Source organism: Candidatus Defluviibacterium haderslevense (genome assembly GCA_016712225.1).
GTDB lineage: Bacteria > Bacteroidota > Bacteroidia > Chitinophagales > Saprospiraceae > Vicinibacter > Vicinibacter haderslevensis.
Window position 1 is genome coordinate 5020960 of record JADJRL010000003.1, and the last position, 20022, is coordinate 5040981.

The following is a 20022-nucleotide window of genomic DNA, read 5'->3' on the forward strand; positions in this document are numbered from 1 at the left end:
AATCTCACCATAATAAATTTCAACCAATAGATAATGAATTTGATATCAATATCGGGTCAAATGTTCAGTAAAATTAATTCAATACTTAACACAAAAAGTAAGCGTGGTAGTTATCCAAATGAAGAACCATTAAGGTCAGAGCTTTTTACCACTGAAAAAATGGAACGCTTCGGCAAAAAACTTGCGAGCTCACATAAACTTAATACTAATCCATCGCACGACCATTTACTACCAAGACTTGCGGAAAATGAAATCATATTACATGAAGTTCGCAAACTTCTGACTGATTCCATTAGAAGAAAAAATCAAATCACACCAGCAGGTGAATGGCTAATCGACAATTTCTATTTGATTGAAGAGCATATACGAAATGCAAAAATTGATTTTCCTAAAGGTTATAGCGAAAATTTACCCCAATTGATTCATGGTAACGCAACAATTGTCACCCGAATTTATGATATTATACTTCACATTATATCACATAGTGATGGACGCATCGACATTGACAGTCTGAGTACTTATATCAATGCTTATCAGTCCGTTACTGTGTTAAAACTTGGAGAGTTATGGGCCATTCCTATTATGATACGTTTAGCATTAATTGAAAATCTGCGTCGCGTGTCAGCTAGAATTGCAATTGATCGTGTAGACCGAAACCTAGCAGATTATTGGGCTCAACAAATGATCGATACTGCTGAAAAAGATCCTAAGAATTTAATCCTTGTTATCGCAGATATGGCGCGTTCCAACCCACCCATGGGAAGTGCTTTTGTATCAGAACTCACAAGACAACTAAAAGGAAAAGGACTTGAATTAGCCATGCCACTCCACTGGATAGAACAACAACTCATTGAAATCGGGATGACTGGTGTTGAATTAATCAATACAGAAGTACAGAAACAATCCGCGGATCAAGTATCTATGAGTAACAGCATAGGAAGTCTGCGGATGTTTAGTGGGATTGCATGGAATCATTTTGTTGAATCACATAGTATAGTAGATCAAATTCTAAGGAATGATCAATTTGGGACTTACGGATTAATGGACTTTACAACTCGAGATTGCTATAGGCATGTCATAGAACACATTTCAAAAAATAGTGAGCTCTCAGAGCCTGAAGTGGCTCAATTAGCTATAGATTTAACTCATTCAAACGAACAAACAGATGATTTACGATCACTTCACGTTGGATATTATCTCATTGATCAAGGTGTCCACAAAACAAAACATCTTGCACGAGTGAAATTATCTGCTATAAAAAAACTGAGACAACACATTTCAAAATATACCTTTTTAATATATACATTTTCAATCTTTTGGATTACAACAATAATAAGCACGTTCATAATTTATGAGGCCTATTTAGACACCAAAAATGCATATTTACTTATACTTATTTCATTACTTGTAATAATATGTTCTAGCCAACTTGCTATCTCACTGGTTCAATTTTTTTCAACACTGATTGTTAAGCCAAAATTATTACCAAGAATGGATTTTTCAAAACAAATTCCTTCACACGCTCGAACCCTGGTTGTTATTCCTGTCATGCTAACAACTTCGGATGAAATCGAACGCTTAATAGAAGGATTGGAAGTACGATTTCTAGCCAACAGATTTGATTATTTGCATTTTGGATTATTAACAGATTTTACTGATGCCGCTCAAGAGACATTGCCAGAAGATGATGCTCTGATACAATTAGCTCAACTTAAAATCGGAGAATTAAATTCAAAATATGGAAAAGAAGAGCAAGATTTGTTTTATTTATTTCATAGGCCACGACATTGGAATTCACAAGAAAATGTATGGATGGGATATGAACGTAAGAGGGGTAAATTATCAGAACTAAATGGATTGTTACGAGGTGGTGCTAAAAATAGATTTTCATTAATTGTAGGAAAGCAAACTTTATTTCCATTCATTCAATATGTTATTACTTTAGATGCTGATACACAACTTCCACTAGGCGCTGCTTGTCAATTAATTGGAACAATAAGTCATCCTTTGAATCAACCATGGTATGATGATCTCAAAAAAAGAGTTACCCGTGGATATGGAATCATTCAACCGAATGTAGCTGTTTCATTGCCTGATATTACAAGTTCATTATATGCAAAAATGCACGGCAATGAACCCGGGATAGATCCTTATACACGTGCATCATCAGACGTGTATCAAGATTTATTTTCAGAAGGTTCGTTCATAGGTAAAGGTATTTATGATGTTGATATGTTCATTAAAGTATTGGATGGAAAATTCGCAGAGAATGGTATTCTAAGTCATGATCTATTAGAAGGTTGTTATGTTCGATCAGGCCTATTAAGTGATGTTCAATTGTACGAGAAATATCCAACAAGTTATAATGTAGATATGAAGCGGCAACATCGCTGGATTCGTGGAGACTGGCAAATTTTTGCTTGGTTTTTACCCTATGTTCCCGGATTCAAAAGAACCTGGAATAAAAATCCAATTTCAGGTTTATCTCGATGGAAAATATTTGATAATCTCAGACGTAGTCTAGTACCAATCTCCTACACAGCGCTTATTATTATAGGATGGCTCCTACTTGAAAATACTCTTTTTTGGACAATACTTACAGCTTCAATCATCGTCCTTCCTATTATTATTTCATTAGTATGGGCGACTTTAAATAAACCTAAAGAGGTCATCATCAGTCATCATATAAAAAACACCTTTCACCACATTGGTGAGATTTTTATAAAAACATTGTTTAGAATTATTTGCATTCCTTATGAAGCTTTTTCAAATTTAAATGCCATAATTTGCACGATTTGGAAAGTACTGATTAGTAGAAAAAAATTGTTAGAATGGAATTCATCTGCACATTCAGAAAAAACCAGTGAGAATAGTTTATTCAAGTCCTACTTATCCATGTGGCTCGAACCCATTTTAACAATTCCAATAGGCATCTATCTATTCTTGTATGATCCTTCAAAATTAATAGTTGTTGGACCTGTTTTATCTTTATGGATCATAGCACCGACAATTACTTGGTTAGTTAGCAGACCAAAACCAAAACAATTAACCATTCTCACCCCATTTCAACATTTTTTTCTTAGAAAATTGTCTAGAAAGACATGGCGATTTTTTGAACAATTTGTAGATCAAAACAATAATTGGTTACCCCCTGATAATTATCAAGAGCAACCAATAGCTATGATTGCCCATAGAACATCACCAACGAATATTGGGCTTTCATTACTTGCCAATTTGACTGCCTACGAATTTGGATATATAAATGTGAGATCTTATTTAGAAAGGACTTCCAAGACCTTACAAACCATGTCCAAGATGGAACGATTCAGAGGCCATTTTTTTAATTGGTATGATACACAATCTCTCATACCATTATTACCAAAATATATCTCAACAGTAGACAGCGGCAATCTAGTTGGACATTTATTGGTATTAAGACAAGGTTTAATTATGATGCCGTATCAACAGAATAAATGTTCAAAAATATTTGAAGGATTATATGACACTTTGTTGGTACTTATTGATACTTTAGAAGCACAAGAAAAAAACACTTTAGAAACATTCAAAATAGCGCTATCAGATACGCTTCAAATTCGAATCAATTCTAGTTCAGAAATATTTGTACAATTAAATTCATTAAATGAACTATTCAACTCAAACATAGAACCATTAATTACCATTGCTCATGATGAGTCAAAATACTGGATTCAAAAAATAAAACATCAATTCATTCAGTTTTTAGAAGAAATTAAAATTTATGAACCTTGGCAGAATCAATTGATCACAACAAATCAAATATCAATAGAAAATAATATCGATGCTCATTCATCTTGGATAGAACTATTGAATGCAGCAAACATCTTAAAATTAAAAATAAATGATTCATTATATTATCAACATGACCTTTCTGATAAAATTACAATTGATTCCTTAAATACATCAATAAATTACACCATACAAAAGTTAACGGAGCGAATTAAACTAACTGAAAACCTGGCCCAACAATGCCACCTCATGGCAGATATGGAGTGGGATTTTCTTTATAACAAAACTAGTCATTTATTTACAATTGGATATAATGTTCAAGAACATCACATGGATACGAGTTATTATGACTTACTCGCATCAGAAGCGAGATTGTGCACTTTTATTGGTATTGCCCAAGGAAAAATTCCAATAGAAAGTTGGTTTGCTTTAGGACGATTACTAACTAATGTAGATGGAAATCCAATCTTATTATCATGGAGTGGTTCAATGTTCGAATATCTAATGCCATTGCTCGTTATGCCAACCTATGACAACACCTTATTAGATCAAACTTGTAAAGGTGCAGTAGCGTGGCAAATCAAATATGGAAAACAAAAAGGCTTACCTTGGGGTATTTCAGAATCCGGTTATCATATGATTAATGCCAATTCACATTATCAATATCGTGCATTTGGTGCTCCAGGTCTTGGACTTAAGCGTGGACTTGAAGAAGATTCAGTTATTACACCATATGCTACAGCTCTTGCTTTAATTGTCGCTCCTGAAAAAGCATGTAAAAATCTTGAGCTTATGCAGGAGTATGGATTCGAAGGACAATATGGATTTTATGAAGCTATAGATTATACTACATCGAGACTACCGAGAGGTCAATCACATGCTATTGTACACTCTTATATGGCACACCATCAAGCGATGAGTTTGATTTCATTAGCTTATCTTTTATTAGATAAACCTATGCAAAAATTATTTGAGTCAGAACCACAATTTAAAGCAACACTATTATTATTACAAGAGCGAATTCCAAAAGCCACAAGTTTTTTTGCTCATACAACAGATCTTGCTGATATCAATTATGTAGCTGTGGGAGGTGAAGTAAGAATAATAAAAACTCCAAACACTTCAATTCCAGAAATACAATTACTTTCTAATGGCAGATACCATCTTATGATCAGTAATTCAGGTGCAGGATATAGTCGTTGGAAAGACTTAGCCGTAACAAGATGGAGAGAAGATGTCACCTGCGATCAGTGGGGAAGCTTTTGTTACATTAAGGATTTGAAAAATGACATGTATTGGTCAAACACATTTCAGCCTACGCTAAAACATAGCGACAAATATGAAGTTGTATATTCTCAAGGGCGCATTGATTTTAGCGCAACACATAACGAACTATTAACACATACTGAAATTGTAGTATCACCTGAAGATGATATGGAAATGAGGAGAGTTCGAATTACTAATTATTCAGGTATTCATCGGACTATAGAAATCACAAGTTATGCAGAAGTGGTATTAGCTCCACTAACATCAGATATTATGCAACCTGGATTCAGCAATTTGTTTGTCCAAACTGAAATTATTCCTCAGCAACATGCCATTATTTGTACACGCAGACCGAGATCAGCAGATGAACCTACACCATGGCTTTTTCATTTAATGAAAACTCACGGAAAAGAAATCTTGGAAACATCCTTTGAAACCGATCGTATGGTATTTATTGGCCGAGGCAATACTCCTATTAATCCTGAATCCATGAATCATTCTGGACCACTTTCCGGACATCAGGGTTCTGTATTAGATCCAATTATTGCTATTCGAAATAAACTCATACTTGAGCCTGAAGAAACAGTAACTATAGATATGATCATTGGAGTGGCTGACACCAGAAAAACATGTCAAAAGATGATCGATAAATACCAAGACAAGCCGCACAAAGATCGTGTATTTGAGATGGCCTGGACACATAGTCAAGTTGTCCTTCGACAAATAAATGCAACTGAAGAAGATGCCCAATTGTATAGCAGATTAGCCAGTTCAATTATATTTCCGAATATTATGTTTCGTGCAGATGCTACGTTACTCATCAAAAATCAAAGGCAACAATCGGGATTATGGGGATATTCTATTTCAGGAGATTTGCCCATATTACTATTAAAAATAGAAAATAGGAATCATCTTGAATTAGCAAAACAACTTATTCAAGCACATTCCTATTGGCGATTAAAAGGATTAGAAGTAGATCTTGTTATTTGGAATGAAGAACATAATGGATATCGCCAAGAATTTCAACATGACATAGAAGCTTTGATTCCTCCCGAATTTAAAGATAGACCGGGTGGTATTTTTGTTAGGGCTTCTGACCAAATATCAAATGAAGATCGGATTTTGTTCCAAACTGTAGCTCGTATTTATATTTCAGATCATGATGGAACATTAATTGATCTTGTAAAAAGAAAACCATACTCAAAGTTAATCATCCCAAATATTATTCCAATCCATTCAAATAAAATGGATTATACTCCGATGGTTATACCAAAAGAATTAAATCACTTCAATGGCCTTGGTGGATTCACATCTAATGGAAAAGAATATGTAATTATAATAGATCAATTCAAAAGAACACCACTCCCTTGGGTCAATGTAATTGCAAATCCAAATTTTGGTACCGTAATATCTGAAAGTGGATCAGCATACACCTGGATTGAAAATGCTCATGAAATGCGAATCACACCATGGAATAATGACCCAGTATCTGATAAAAGTGGTGAAGCCTATTATATCAGAGATGAAGAAAGTGGTAACTACTGGAGTACAGCTTTACTTCCATCCGGTGGCAAAACACCATATATAACTAGACATGGTTTTGGGTATAGTATATTTGAACATATAGAAGACGGTATACAAACAGAAATGTTGGTGTTTGTTGACTTGTATTCATCCATTAAATTTACCGAAATAAAAATAAAAAATGTTTCAGGCAGAACAAGAAAACTATCTGCAACTGGTTATATTGAATGGGTATTAGGCACACATAGAATGAAAACGGGAATGCATGTACACACTGAAATGGATCCAGATAGCGGAGCCATCATTGCAAAAAATTCTTACAACACAGAGTTTCAAAATCGCGTTGGCTTCTTTGATGTGGATCAATTAAACAAAACATTTACTGCTGATCGAACTGAATTTATTGGTAGAAATGGCAATTTAAAAAATCCAGAGGCTATGTCTAAACAAAAGTTATCTGGTAAAATAGGGCTTGCGCTAGATCCTTGTGCTGCAATACAAGTTACTTTTGATCTTGTTGATGGTGAAGAATATGAGACTATATTTAAACTGGGAGCAGCAAAGCATTCCATGGAAGCCTATCAAATGATCAAACAATTTCGAGGAAGTATAGCCATGAATTTATCCCTTGAAAAGGTAAAAATTTATTGGAAAAAAACTTTAGGCATTCTACAAATTGAAACACCCGATTCTGCAATAAATATATTAACTAATGGCTGGTTAACATACCAAACCATTTCAGCAAGATTATGGGGTCGTAGTGGATTTTATCAATCTGGGGGAGCATTTGGATTTAGAGATCAATTACAGGATGTGCTTTCTTTACTACTCTGTTCGCCACATTTGACACGAAAACAAATCATACTATGTGCATCTAGGCAGTTTGAAGAAGGTGATGTACAACATTGGTGGCATCCACCAACTGGCCATGGAGTTCGTACAAGATGTTCAGATGATTACCTTTGGCTACCGTATGCTACATCTGTCTATTTGGAACAAACAGAAGATTATGAAATTCTAAAGGAACAAATACATTTTTTAGAAGGTCGAAAATTAAATGCAATTGAAGAATCATATTACGATCATCCAGCCATTTCCGGTCATACAAATACACTTTATGAACATTGTGTTAAATCCATTTCTCACGGATTAAAATTTGGTGTGCATGGCTTACCTTTAATCGGTTCAGGTGATTGGAATGATGGTTTTGATCAGGTCGGTAAAGATGGTAAAGGTGAAAGTGTATGGATGGCATTCTTTTTATATGATGTGCTTATACGATTTATAAAAGTTGCACATATAAATAATGATTTAAAATTTGCTGCTGTTTGCGAAAAAGAAGCACAGAATTTAAAAGAAAATATTGAACTTCATGCATGGGATGGAAATTGGTATAAGCGTGCATGGTTTGATGATGGAACCACATTAGGTTCAAACAAAAATGAAGAATGCAAAATAGATTCCATAACCCAAAGTTGGTCTGTATTATCAGGAGCTGGAAATAATAATAAAACACGAATAGCCTTAAACTCTGCCTACAACATGCTAGTTCGTAAAGAAGCACAAATCATACAACTCTTAGATCCTCCATTCGATAAGTCAACTGTCAATCCAGGATATATCAAAGGATATGTTCCTGGGGTTCGCGAGAATGGTGGTCAATACACTCATGCGGCTGCGTGGCTCACAATGGCATTTTCTGAAATAGGAGACAAGGAGAAAGTTTGGGAATTATTAAATATGATCAATCCAATAAATCATGGAAAAACTATCGAGACGATACAAATCTATAAAGTAGAGCCATATGTAGTAGCTGCTGATATTTATGCAAGACCACCGCATCTAGGGTGTGGTGGATGGACATGGTACACTGGAGCTGCTGGTTGGATTTTTAGATTAATTACAGAATCCTTCCTTGGACTTACCAAAGTAGGCAATACCCTATACTTCAATCCAAAAATTCCTAAAGAATGGAATGGATTCACGATACATTATCAATTTGAAAATACCACTTATCATATTATTGTCAAGCAAGATTCCGAATTTAAAGAAATGAAAATAACAATGGATCAAATGGATCAAAATGATATGCAGATTCACTTAGTAGATGATCGAATAGACCATAATGTTCTAATAACTTTGAATTACGAAAATCAATTACAAATTATGGGTAATAATTAATTACGAATTACGAAATTATGAGAATCATTCAATTACGAGATTACGAATTATAGGGAATCAATTTCGAGTTAAGGTGAGGCCATAAAGAATTATGAAAAACAAATGCGAGTTAAGTAAGCATTTACTAATTACGGATGCAGCTGATCGCTTATAAATTAATGAAAATAAAGAAATAGAGAAGTTGTAAATTATGAAGATAAATTACAAATAAAAAAAATTGTAACAAACGAAAATAGGAATAAGAGAAAAGGCATTAAATCTTCATCTAATGCCTTTAAATCAAGCGAAAATCAATTCAACAAAACTTTTATATTCAATCTAACAACTTACAAACCAAATTTAGTGTACCATATGACTTCATTCATTCCCTAACCATTATGAAGCTTAAACCCAAAACAAGAATATAGAATTATTCATTAATGATTAAGTATCCTTGAACTAAAAAACATTTTAGCAATTAAATCACGATCCTTTTCTATAAATCTCTTTCTTTGTTCATATTCGTATACGTTTATTTCACCTTTAGATAACCTACTTTGCAAAACATCCAAAGGTGTACGCCGAATTTTTTTCTTTAATACAGGTACAAAAAAGGAGAAATAAAATGAAAATCCAACCAACCAGACAAACCACCAAATAATATTCATTCCAAAAAACTGCATATCGTAATTCATATTCTAAACATTTAGTATCTTTTCTCAGGAGATAAACTTTCAAGTCACAAATTTAATTCCCAATGGTGAATTGATTGTTATACGATTATGCAAAATAACTATCATAATTCATACTATATAACTTAGAGTATTATAAAAATTGCAAAAACAAGTAATTTTAATTTAATATATTGATAAAAATCAATGGAATCACAAAAAAAATTACCTCCATCTGTTTGGAGACCATGAATGACCTCGACTAGAAGATTGCCAATGACCCGGAACAAAAGTTTTATTAGCTCTAGGTTCCATCCAGTATCCATTTCTCCTTACATAAGTATGGGATCTTCTTTTATAGGTCCAATCTCCATCAACCCAAACATGATTATTGCCTGGGCGCTGCGGTCTTACCACTTCATAATATGTTGGTTCTTCCCCAACAAAACCCGGAGAACATGAGGTCAACATAATTCCTCCAATTGATAAAATCATAAGATAATATTTCATATCAATTATTTTAAGTTATAAAAAACACATTTAAAACATGCTGAATTTTATTTAAATAAATTGCATTTTATATTTTAATAAATATTAAATATATATCATTGCTTTAATTTATTAAACAATAGGGACAAAGATTGTCTATGTGTGAAGTATTTATAAATCCAATTGATAAATACAATAAGCCTATTTTTAAAGCTAATCAATAAAAATAAATGCAAAGTCATCCAAATAATCCAAGCTATAAATCCATGGAAACTCCATTTGGGATATGCTAAATCTACAACTGCCTTATTTCTACCGACAGTTGCCATACTCCCTTTGTTGTAGTAATGAAATGGCAGCATAGATTTATTTAAAGCCATTCTTTTAAAATTAATTGCTAAATTTTTTGCTTGATCCATAGCCACACTTGCCAATTGAGGAAAACCCTTCGGATATAATTCAGATAACATTATGGAGATATCACCTATTGCAAAAACATGATCATTGGCATTTACCCGATTAAATTCATCAACTCTAATTTGATTTGAAGCTGAACACCATAATGAATTAATTCCAGAAGGAATATTGCCTTTTACACCTGCTGCCCAAATCACTATGGAAGATTCAATTTCAGTGCCGTCTTGCATTTTCAATTTTACTCCATTGTAATCTTTCACTAAAGTATTTGTTTTTACTACAACCCCCATTTCTTCCAAATAATGTTTGGCGATCTGAGAAGAAGAATCACTCATAGATGCCAATAACTTATTGGTTCCCTCTATTAGATAAACCTCCATTTTGCTAAAATCCAATTCAGGATATTCCAAAGGCAATGCATCGCGTTTCATTTCTGCAATAGCGCCACTAAGTTCTACACCTGTTGGCCCTCCTCCGACAATAACAACAGATAAATTTTTATTGATTTGATGCATTGTTGATGTCACTGCATCCTCGAAATGCTGAATGAGGGTATTACGCAGAATTAGAGCTTCCCAAGTGGATTTCATCGGAAAAGTCATTCGTGCTAATTCGGCATTCCCAAAATAGTTAGTCACTGCACCTGTTGCCAATACTAAAAAATCATAATAAATAGGACCAATAGTTGTATCGACCTTATCATTTAATAAATCAATATGGGTCACCTCAGTAATTCTGACGCTAACATTCTTACATTTTTTGAAAATATTTCTTAAAGGAAATGATATGTTACTTGCATCTAGATTAGCGGTGGCAACTTGATATAACAAAGGTTGAAACTGATGATAATTATTTTTATCAATTAAGGTAATAGAATACCCCGGATGACCACTTAACACTCGTGCCAATTTCAATCCAGCAAATCCTGCACCTAAAATTAATATTTGTTTTTTATTCATTCCAAAATAGAAACACTTTCTAAAATACTATTATAATCCATTATTAAGCATAATTTATTGAAATTTTAAATTCAATAGAAAACCAAAATTGAATTAAAAGTTAAGCATTTATAAAAAACATGAATTCAGTATTTACTTCTATTGTGCCAAATAGCCACCTTCAATTTCCAGCGTAGATCCAGTCATAAACGAGCCATCATCACTTGCAAGAAAAACAAAACCCTTAGCGATCTCTTCAGAACGTCCTAATCGCTTCATAGGGTGCAAGTCAACAATATGTTGCATTATTTCTGAATGATCTGTAATTCCACCCTTTTCAAGTAAAGGAGTTGCAATAAATCCCGGACAAATAGCATTAATTCTAATGCCATCTGTGGCATATTCTAACGCAGCTGTTTTGGTAAGTCCAAGAACACCATGTTTTGCTGCTACATAATGCGAAGATTGAGCAAATCCAACTTTTCCAAGTATCGAAGACATGTTAATTATTACCCCTTGCTTTTGCTTTAACATTTGAATAAGTTCATATTTCATACCATTAAAAACTCCAGAAAGATTGATGCCAATAACTTGTTGCCAAGCTTTTTCAGTCATGTCTGCAACTTTATTGGATTCACCACCAATACCGGCATTATTCAATGCTACATCTAAAGAGCCAAATACCTGGACTGTTTTATCAATTGCAGATTTTAATTCATCCATTTTAGAAACATCGCAAGCTAAAAATATCGCTTTGAGATTAATAGCCACGATGTCCTGCATTAATAGAGATGATAAATCATTCGGCATACCTACCACGACCACATTTGCTCCTTCTTGAGTAGCTGCCATGGCGCAGGCCCTCCCAATACCAGAAAGACCGCCCGTAATGAAAACTGTTTTGTCCACAAGTTTTTTCACTGTTAGCTTATTTGGTTTGAAATGAAACTATTTCTTCCTCTTTTTGCAATGTCATGGTTTGGTCGGAAATGTCTTTTTTCAATAATTGAATCTCACAGGAAATATTCACATCATCACTAACCATCAGTCCTCCTGTTTCCATCATAGTATTCCATTTGAGATCCCAATCACTTCGCTTTAATATACCTGTAACTTCAAAACCTGCTTTAGTATTTCCCCAAGGGTCATTTGCAATTCCACCAAATTGTACATTTAGTTTGATATTTTTTACAATACCATTCATTGACAATTCGCCCCATAATTCATGTATACCCTCTTGATCAGGATTTCCAAGCGTACTTGAGACAAAAGAAATTTGTTTATGTACTTTGGCATTAAAAAACTCCTCACTTAATAAATGTTCATCTCGCTTTAAATCACCAGTATTTATTGAGGTAACATCAATCCAAAAATCGATCTCGGCTGTAGAAAAATCGACTCCCGTAGTTATAATGTTTGCATCAAAAATTTTAAATGCTCCCTTAACGTTCGAAATCATTAAATGTCTAATCTTAAACGACACTTCACTGTGAGCTTTGTCAATCACCCATGCTGTTTGATTCATCATATACTATTTTATAAACTGTAAAAAAAATAAATTGATTTTATTTTTTATTATCGGTAGTAAAATTCTTAAAAGCATCTCCTAGTTTTTGCATATCAGAATTAAATTCAACTTTAAATGCTTCCCATTTTTCTTTACCACTTTCCTTATAATCATCCATTTTTTTCTTTAGATCTGTATTTTTCTGTTCTAATTCTGCAACTTTCATTTTATAATCTTCCTTAGCATTGGCTTTTTGCATTTCGATTCTAGAATTAAAATCAGCAATAATTTTTTCATTCGCTGCAATTTTTTCATTGGTTTCTCTTCTGTATTTGTCTATATCCATTAAATACTCTTGATTTGCTTGCTCCAAATCTTTATTGGCTTCAGCCACTTTATCTTGAGCATTCTCAACCTTCTCAGCAGGAGAATTGCAACTTGATAATATTGAAATGGAGGCAATACCTGCCACTGATAAAATAACTAATAAGAATAGATTTTTCATTTTAATTGATTTTGGTTTCGCGGAAGCGAAATAAATGTAACAACATTATTACTTTGCAAAATTGATATTAAAATAATAAAATACTTTATATAATAAATGAAACCATTTATATTATTCACAGTATTACGATAAACTGGAAAGAATGTCATTACCTAATATCAAAGAAGGATTAACTAAAATAACATTCGATTTATATTCAAAACAAAATAAATCCTTATAAATTCATAAAGTCCTAAAGTCAATTCATCAAACGACATCAATTAATTAAAGCATGTTATGCTAAGAAATCTATACTTTAAGGCTAAAGTTTCAAACAAACACTATTATACAGATACCTTTATTATTATTATTGATACCAGAATGGAAATAACTAAATATTGATTATTAAATCATTTTGCTTGCAACTTCAAACAATCGGGTTAAAATATACGAAACAATCAGACCAATGGCCAAACCTTCCGTTAGAATAAACAAATTAGCTGTAAATGGATTTAATGAATCACCCATTGAAGAAGATAGTCGAATGGCATTCATCAAATCAGTATCCCAATAAAGAAACAAAGTCATCAATATTGCGAACCCGCCCACACCAATTACAGAAGTCCTAAGTCCTTGTGCTACACCATACAGATAGTTACCTTTCAAGATATCATCGGGATTTAGGATATAATAGGTTCTAATCGCCCTGTATAAACAAAATATTTGAAAAACACCATTAAACAAATGGAACTCACCACGACTACCATACCCCATCCAATACATGATTAGAAAAAAAATAATAAAACCGAACATCATAAATAATCCTGTTCTAATGGCTATAGCGTTCATTAATGACGGATTTTCCTTTGTTAATAATAAATTCATAATAACCAAATTAATCTCTGATGAGATTGTTAAAAAAAAATAATACCATAATTAAATACCTTATCGCAATTCATCGATTTAAATATTCCAAATATTTATGTATAAGTTGCTAACTAAAATAATTCAATAGCGCACCATTCAAAAAATACAATTCATTTAGATAAAAATCAATTTTCTGCTCTCCAAAGCGTACCTGCGACAATCCGCAGCAGTCAAATTTGCAGATTCAAAATTCGAAAACCTATCACACTCCTCAGCACAAGCATTGCATATCGAAGCGATAAGCTCACAAAATTGTCTCGCGAATGGCTTTCCACTGGCTACTGCAGCCAGAGACAATATATAAATGGCAGCACAATCTTTATTAATGCTCATACAACGTGCTATGTAGAAGGCCTCATATTCATAAGGAACCTTAAAATCATATCTTGATGCATATACAAGATAATCACTATACTCTGTGAAATGAGCATGAATTTTCCTTCGAGGCATAATTACAAACTTTATAAATGCAACAATATATCGCAATACAAGATTGAGAAATTTAATCTAATATATCATTATATTTTAGATTAAAGGAATTATAAAATTCATACCTACAATTCAGGATTTCTTCAATTAACATGACAGGAAAGGTCAAATACAGATGAATCTAATTGCATTGTCCAAGGACAACCCTGATAATTATAAAAACTATAATTGTCCCAAAACAACCACCACCGAGTTTTGATGCTCCATAACCGGAAATTAATCCTCTAAATAAATTATTCATATTATATTATTATTTTATTTTTTTATGATATCCAAAAGTATAATGAATACTCTACATTAGATTACTTCCCTTCCACCTTCGCCTTCTTCTTGAAAAATCCTCTAAATAAAAAATTGTGCTGTACAGCTTCAAGGTCTTCATCCAATTTCTTTGAGCCACTATTCACATTAACTAAAATTTCTTTCAATTGCTTTCCTGAAGCTTCATCATTCATTATAACACCAAATGGGGACTTAAGATTTGTACTAACACGATTCAAATTTGACATCAATACGGATCCGGTATCTGCCATTTGCTTTATCTTAAAAGCTGCATGTTCAATAATTCCATATACTATGGTATCATTTGCTAATTTATTACCTAAAGTTCCGTGCCTATTTAATCCATCAGTAAATTTTTCTAATGAAATGGCAACTAAATTGGCCTTAGTAGAAACATTTTGAAGTATCCTTGTAGTATTAGATAAATTTGAATAAATGGCTTCATCATATATTAATTTACTTATGGTTCCTTCACCAGAAGCTAAATGGTGACTAATGGCTTTAAAATCTGTTGTTATAGCGATCAAATTTTTATTGTTTTCTTGCAACATATTGATCATATCTTCTGATGAGAATGTTTTTTCAACTTCTAAAGTATCCCCAGCTATTACTAAATTTGAATAATCCGAACCTCCATAAATAATTATAATCTTATTTCCAATTAAACCATCTGTACCTATTTTAACTTTAGAGTCCTTATGAATATACTGCATTACATTTGTTTCAATTTTAATAGTGACCTCCACTTTGGATTTATCAAAGAATTTAAGTTGACTTACTGTACCAACTTTTACACCAGAAAACCAAACATTATTACCAGTTTGCAAACCATTTACATCTTCAAAAAGTGAAACCAATTTTACTTTCTTCTTAAAAGTATCATGCAAATTTCCAACCATCAATATTCCAACTACCAAAAAAGATAATCCTACAATAACAAAAAGTCCAACGAGTATTGCATGTTTGTTTTTTAAATCATCCATATGCTATTGTATAAAATTATAGTTATAAAAACTTATTATTTGGTCATCTTTTGAATTGAATACATCCTCAAAACTACCTACCTTAAGAAATTGGCCGTCCACAAGCATGGCAATCCGATTGCAAGTTGTTTTTGCGCAAGTTAAGTCATGAGTAATAATAACAGAACTCGTGTTGTATTTTGACTGTACTTCTAAAATCAATTCATTAATCTCTGCACTGGTGACTGGGTCCAAACCAGATGTAGGTTCATCATAAAGCATGATTTCAGGTTTTAGAATTAGTGTTCGTGCAATTCCAATTCTTTTTCTTTGTCCCCCCGATAAGTCTGCTGGCATTTGATGCATTTTATCTAATAAGTTAACAGCAGTTAAAACTTCTTCTATGGCATCATCCACATCCTTTTTTGTAAGATCAAGTACATTCATCGTTAATGGGAATGCGAGATTTTGATATACACTCATGCTATCATATAGTGCACTACTTTGAAAAGAAAAGCCCATTTTAAGTCGAATTTCATCCAATTTCCTCCCAGATAATTGGTCTACTTCCAGACCTAATACCTGAACCTGACCAGCCTTTGGCTTAAGCAAGCCAATCATTAATTTAATTAAAACAGATTTACCTGAACCTGATTTGCCTAGTACACCAACATTTTCACCTTTATAAACTTCCAAATCGATACCTTTAAGAACATCTAAAGCTCCAAATGACATTTGCAATCCTTTAATATGAATAACTGATTCCATTTTATGATTTGAAGAAATATTAATAGGTTTGTTCATACTTTTAAAAATGTCTAATCCAATTAGATATTTGCACAATGACAAGCTCTTCGATAAAAATAAGAAACATAGAAAGTACTACAGCTTGATTAGCTGCTATTCCAACTCCACGAGTTCCTTGTGTTGCATGATATCCTTTATAACATCCTACCATTCCAATAGTAAATCCATAAAAAATTGATTTAACGACTGATGAAAATATATCAAGAAAAGAAATGGTAGAAAAAGCATTCTTATAAAAAATAAGGATACTCGTGGATTCTTCAGAATGAACATTAAAATAAGATCCAAAAAGACCAACAAAGGTACAATACATAGCCAAAATAGGTATAGTAATGGAAGTAGCCACAACACGGGTGACAACTAAATATTTGAATGGGTTAATTGCAGAAACTTCCATGGCATCAATTTGCTCTGTAACACGCATAGATCCAAGTTCAGCACCAATACTAGAACCAACCTTTCCTGCACAAATAATAGCAGTTACTAAAGGACCTAAAGCCCTAACTATAGCAATACCCATTAAAGATGGCAACCAAGATGAGGCACCAAAATCTTCCAATGATGGCCTGGATTGTTTAGTAAATACAACACCAACAATAAAACCAGTAAGCGTAATGAGTGAAAGTGACTTTATACCGATTTCATAACATTGATGAATCACTTCCCGAAAATGAAAAGGTCTCGAAAATAACACACGAAAAAATTTCAATACAAAATGATTAGCTTTATAAACACCTATAAAATATTGACTAAAACTAGAATTAAATATCCATTTCTTAAAATATAGAATATTCATATGTGTTTATTATAGTCGAAGTAAAAATTAAAGACGTTGTTATCATTTTTGGATTGCTATAAAGAAATGGTATTTTTTTTCCTTTTTAAGTAAAACTTTTTTCTGGTTGAACCATTATTCAAATCATTCATTCTATCATATGCTTTTAATAAAGATTTTGGCAATTCTCCTCGGTATTCAATTTTATAATATGAATATCCAATAGGTGATATTATATGATGACCTTCAGTAAAGTGAATTCTCCTACTCGATTCCAAGCCTTTGAATAAAGATAAAAATTCGATTTCTCGAGCCTTATTCAGTTTAATAAATCTATCTTCAATTAATTGATCCTCTACAACAAGATTGCATTTATCTTGAATGGTAAAAAGTTTTCTTCCATTCACTTTTCTATCTAAATATTTTAAAAATCCAAGGTTTCTAATTGATAATTTATTTACACAAAGTGAATCTTCTAACGTAAAAATTGGCTTATTTATATTATTATCATTTAAATAAAATTTTTTCTTAGCTTCAAAAAAAAGCAAATACTCCATTTCCTTAATTTTATAATTTTGAGGAGTTACTGTAATGGTAGCATTGGGATTATCCATTAGGAAATCATTAATCTTTCCTAGAAATTTGAATTGATTATCATTAACTTTACAGTCGTTCATCTCCCATTTTAGCATCAAAGATTTTTCGATTTCTTTTTCAACAGTACGCACCTCTGTTCTATATGGAATAGTAACAGGTTTAATAAATATATTTTTGATCACATCTAAGACGACATCACGCCAATGAAAAGTAGGATTTAACAAATTTCCAGTAATTGGAACTTCAAAATCAATTACATTACCTCGCTCTCTAACAAAAGCCATAATCAAACGTAAAGGCAACCACTTGGTATTTCTATTTCTTAATCTTTTTGATACACGAGGATCAATGACCAATAAATGATTCTTGCTATTAATAAATCCATTTCTAACATTCCATTTACCTTCTATCTCAATAATTCCTCTATCTAATGGAAATGAAGTATATGAAATCAGATATGGGTTAAAAATAGGGATAGGAACATTTTGAATATGATAATTTAAATCAAAATCACTGCTATCTTTAGGATTAATACTCAAATTAACTATCGCTGTACCATAAGGCTTAATTTTGGAAGATAAATTCATTTTTACCCTTAGATGACTCTTATCTACAGAATCAGCAGAAATAAAAAGAGGCTTTAAGTCCATTGAAAATTTCTCAGCTAAAGCATAATCATTAAATTTCAAATCACCATCATTTATAGCTAATCTATTTATTCTATAATTACTTTGAAAAAAATTCTTTGAAATAACCTTAATATAATTTGCAATTTCAATAACTAGATTAAAATCTGCATTTACATCATTAGCAGCAGTAAGATTAGATCCGTCCTTTCCAAAGACCGTTTGAATATTATCCAGATAATCATATCTTTCGTATTTAAAAAAAGGACTTATCAATAAAACTGTATCGTAAAAATAAATTCGATTTTTTGGACTTAATTCAATAATGTCTATGGATAATTTTTTAAATGAAGCATAGTCATCATGAATATTTTTTCCAAAGTGAAAATCATTAATAGCAACATTTCCTTTAATGGTAACATCTTCCTTAGCATTCAAATTTCCAAATGATATAATATGAGCATCCAAATTAGCTCTAAAGGCCCCATAATTTGCTAAACTTTTAAGGTATTGCTGGATAATATCTAGATCCAATTGTTGCACCAAAAGATCGTAATGGTACTTCAGACTTTTTGTATTAAAAGTAAAATTTCCCTGTACATTTCCAGTTCCAATACCCGGTAGTAAAGAAAACTTTGCAGAGACACTATCAACATCTGACCAAAATCCAGAACTCTCTATATTAACATTTTTAATAAAATAATTTATAGGGATAATGCTCTCAATAAAATAAAATTCACCATCAATTACCTTTATATTTGAGATGGTCAATCGAATAGGTGTTTTTGAAATATTAGATTTGACATCAGTTACAAATTTTTCTAATAAATCATCAATATTAATATGAGTACCGTTCTTTACGATAATGCCGTAAGGATGATCAAGCGTCAACTGATCAATTTCAAATGATTGCCTAAATATTTTGCTTAATGCTATTTGTGCACTCAAGCCCTTTACAGAAATAAAGGTAGTATCGGTACATTCCTCCAAAACAAAAAGGTCTTTCAAATAAATATAACCGGTAAAAGGATTTACATAAGCCCATGATAAAGATATTTGTCGACCTGTAAACTTGAAATCATACTTCTCAATTAAATATTTTGTCAATGGAGATATAAACAAAATGATAAATATCATTAGTACTATGACAGTACTAACAAAAATAATTAAGAACCTTTTTAATTTAAGCATAAAGCTGCTCAAAGGTGTTAAAATTAATTTTATTAGATGTTACATGATTTAATAAAATTGTTAGATGATTCCCACTTATAGAAATAAAGACTTGAATATAAAAATAATAAACAATTCCGAAAAAATAAAAAATTAAAACATGGGA

General features: G+C 32.2%; 13 protein-coding genes. 1 reads left to right on the forward strand and 12 read right to left on the reverse strand.

The annotated features are described in order from the left end of the window. Nucleotides 1–33 precede the first annotated feature (33 nt). The gene (locus IPK88_19695; protein ID MBK8245662.1) at nucleotides 34–8736 is read left to right on the forward strand and encodes a cyclic beta 1-2 glucan synthetase; all 8703 of its coding nucleotides are present in this window, start codon (nucleotides 34–36) and stop codon (nucleotides 8734–8736) included. Between the two features lie 416 nt (nucleotides 8737–9152). Here the strand turns inward: IPK88_19695 and IPK88_19700 are convergent, their stop codons facing one another. From IPK88_19700 to IPK88_19755, 12 genes are all read right to left on the reverse strand, one after another. Beyond that, on the reverse strand, nucleotides 9153–9410 hold the full coding sequence (locus IPK88_19700; GenBank protein MBK8245663.1) for an SHOCT domain-containing protein: 258 nt from the start codon (nucleotides 9408–9410) through the stop codon (nucleotides 9153–9155). A gap of 201 nt (nucleotides 9411–9611) precedes the next feature. Then, nucleotides 9612–9896, reverse strand: coding sequence for a hypothetical protein (locus tag IPK88_19705; GenBank protein ID MBK8245664.1), 285 nt, complete (start codon nucleotides 9894–9896; stop codon nucleotides 9612–9614). Between the two features lie 95 nt (nucleotides 9897–9991). Beyond that, entirely contained in the window at nucleotides 9992–11251 is a 1260-nt protein-coding gene (locus IPK88_19710) for an NAD(P)/FAD-dependent oxidoreductase (protein ID MBK8245665.1), read from the reverse strand. A 138-nt stretch (nucleotides 11252–11389) separates the two neighbouring features. Then, nucleotides 11390–12151, reverse strand: coding sequence for an SDR family oxidoreductase (locus IPK88_19715; GenBank protein MBK8245666.1), 762 nt, complete (start codon nucleotides 12149–12151; stop codon nucleotides 11390–11392). 7 nt (nucleotides 12152–12158) lie between these two features. After that, nucleotides 12159–12755 (reverse strand): YceI family protein, encoded by a 597-nt coding sequence (locus IPK88_19720; protein MBK8245667.1) that lies wholly within the window; start codon nucleotides 12753–12755, stop codon nucleotides 12159–12161. A 40-nt stretch (nucleotides 12756–12795) separates the two neighbouring features. Next, nucleotides 12796–13242 carry a hypothetical protein gene (locus IPK88_19725; protein MBK8245668.1) on the reverse strand — a complete coding sequence of 149 codons (447 nt, stop codon included), beginning with the start codon at nucleotides 13240–13242 and terminating at the stop codon, nucleotides 12796–12798. A 384-nt stretch (nucleotides 13243–13626) separates the two neighbouring features. Then, a complete protein-coding gene (locus IPK88_19730; GenBank protein MBK8245669.1) occupies nucleotides 13627–14106 on the reverse strand; it encodes a hypothetical protein in 480 nt (159 codons plus the stop codon). Nucleotides 14107–14262: 156 nt separating this feature from the next. Next, entirely contained in the window at nucleotides 14263–14598 is a 336-nt protein-coding gene (locus tag IPK88_19735; GenBank protein MBK8245670.1) for a hypothetical protein, read from the reverse strand. A gap of 341 nt (nucleotides 14599–14939) precedes the next feature. Then, nucleotides 14940–15902, reverse strand: coding sequence for an MCE family protein (locus IPK88_19740; protein MBK8245671.1), 963 nt, complete (start codon nucleotides 15900–15902; stop codon nucleotides 14940–14942). 3 nt (nucleotides 15903–15905) lie between these two features. Further along, nucleotides 15906–16685, reverse strand: a complete 780-nt coding sequence (locus IPK88_19745) for an ATP-binding cassette domain-containing protein (GenBank protein MBK8245672.1) — start codon at nucleotides 16683–16685, stop codon at nucleotides 15906–15908. 4 nt (nucleotides 16686–16689) lie between these two features. Continuing rightward, a complete protein-coding gene (locus IPK88_19750; protein MBK8245673.1) occupies nucleotides 16690–17484 on the reverse strand; it encodes an ABC transporter permease in 795 nt (264 codons plus the stop codon). A gap of 56 nt (nucleotides 17485–17540) precedes the next feature. Next, nucleotides 17541–19793 carry a DUF748 domain-containing protein gene (locus IPK88_19755; protein MBK8245674.1) on the reverse strand — a complete coding sequence of 751 codons (2253 nt, stop codon included), beginning with the start codon at nucleotides 19791–19793 and terminating at the stop codon, nucleotides 17541–17543. Nucleotides 19794–20022 lie beyond the last annotated feature (229 nt).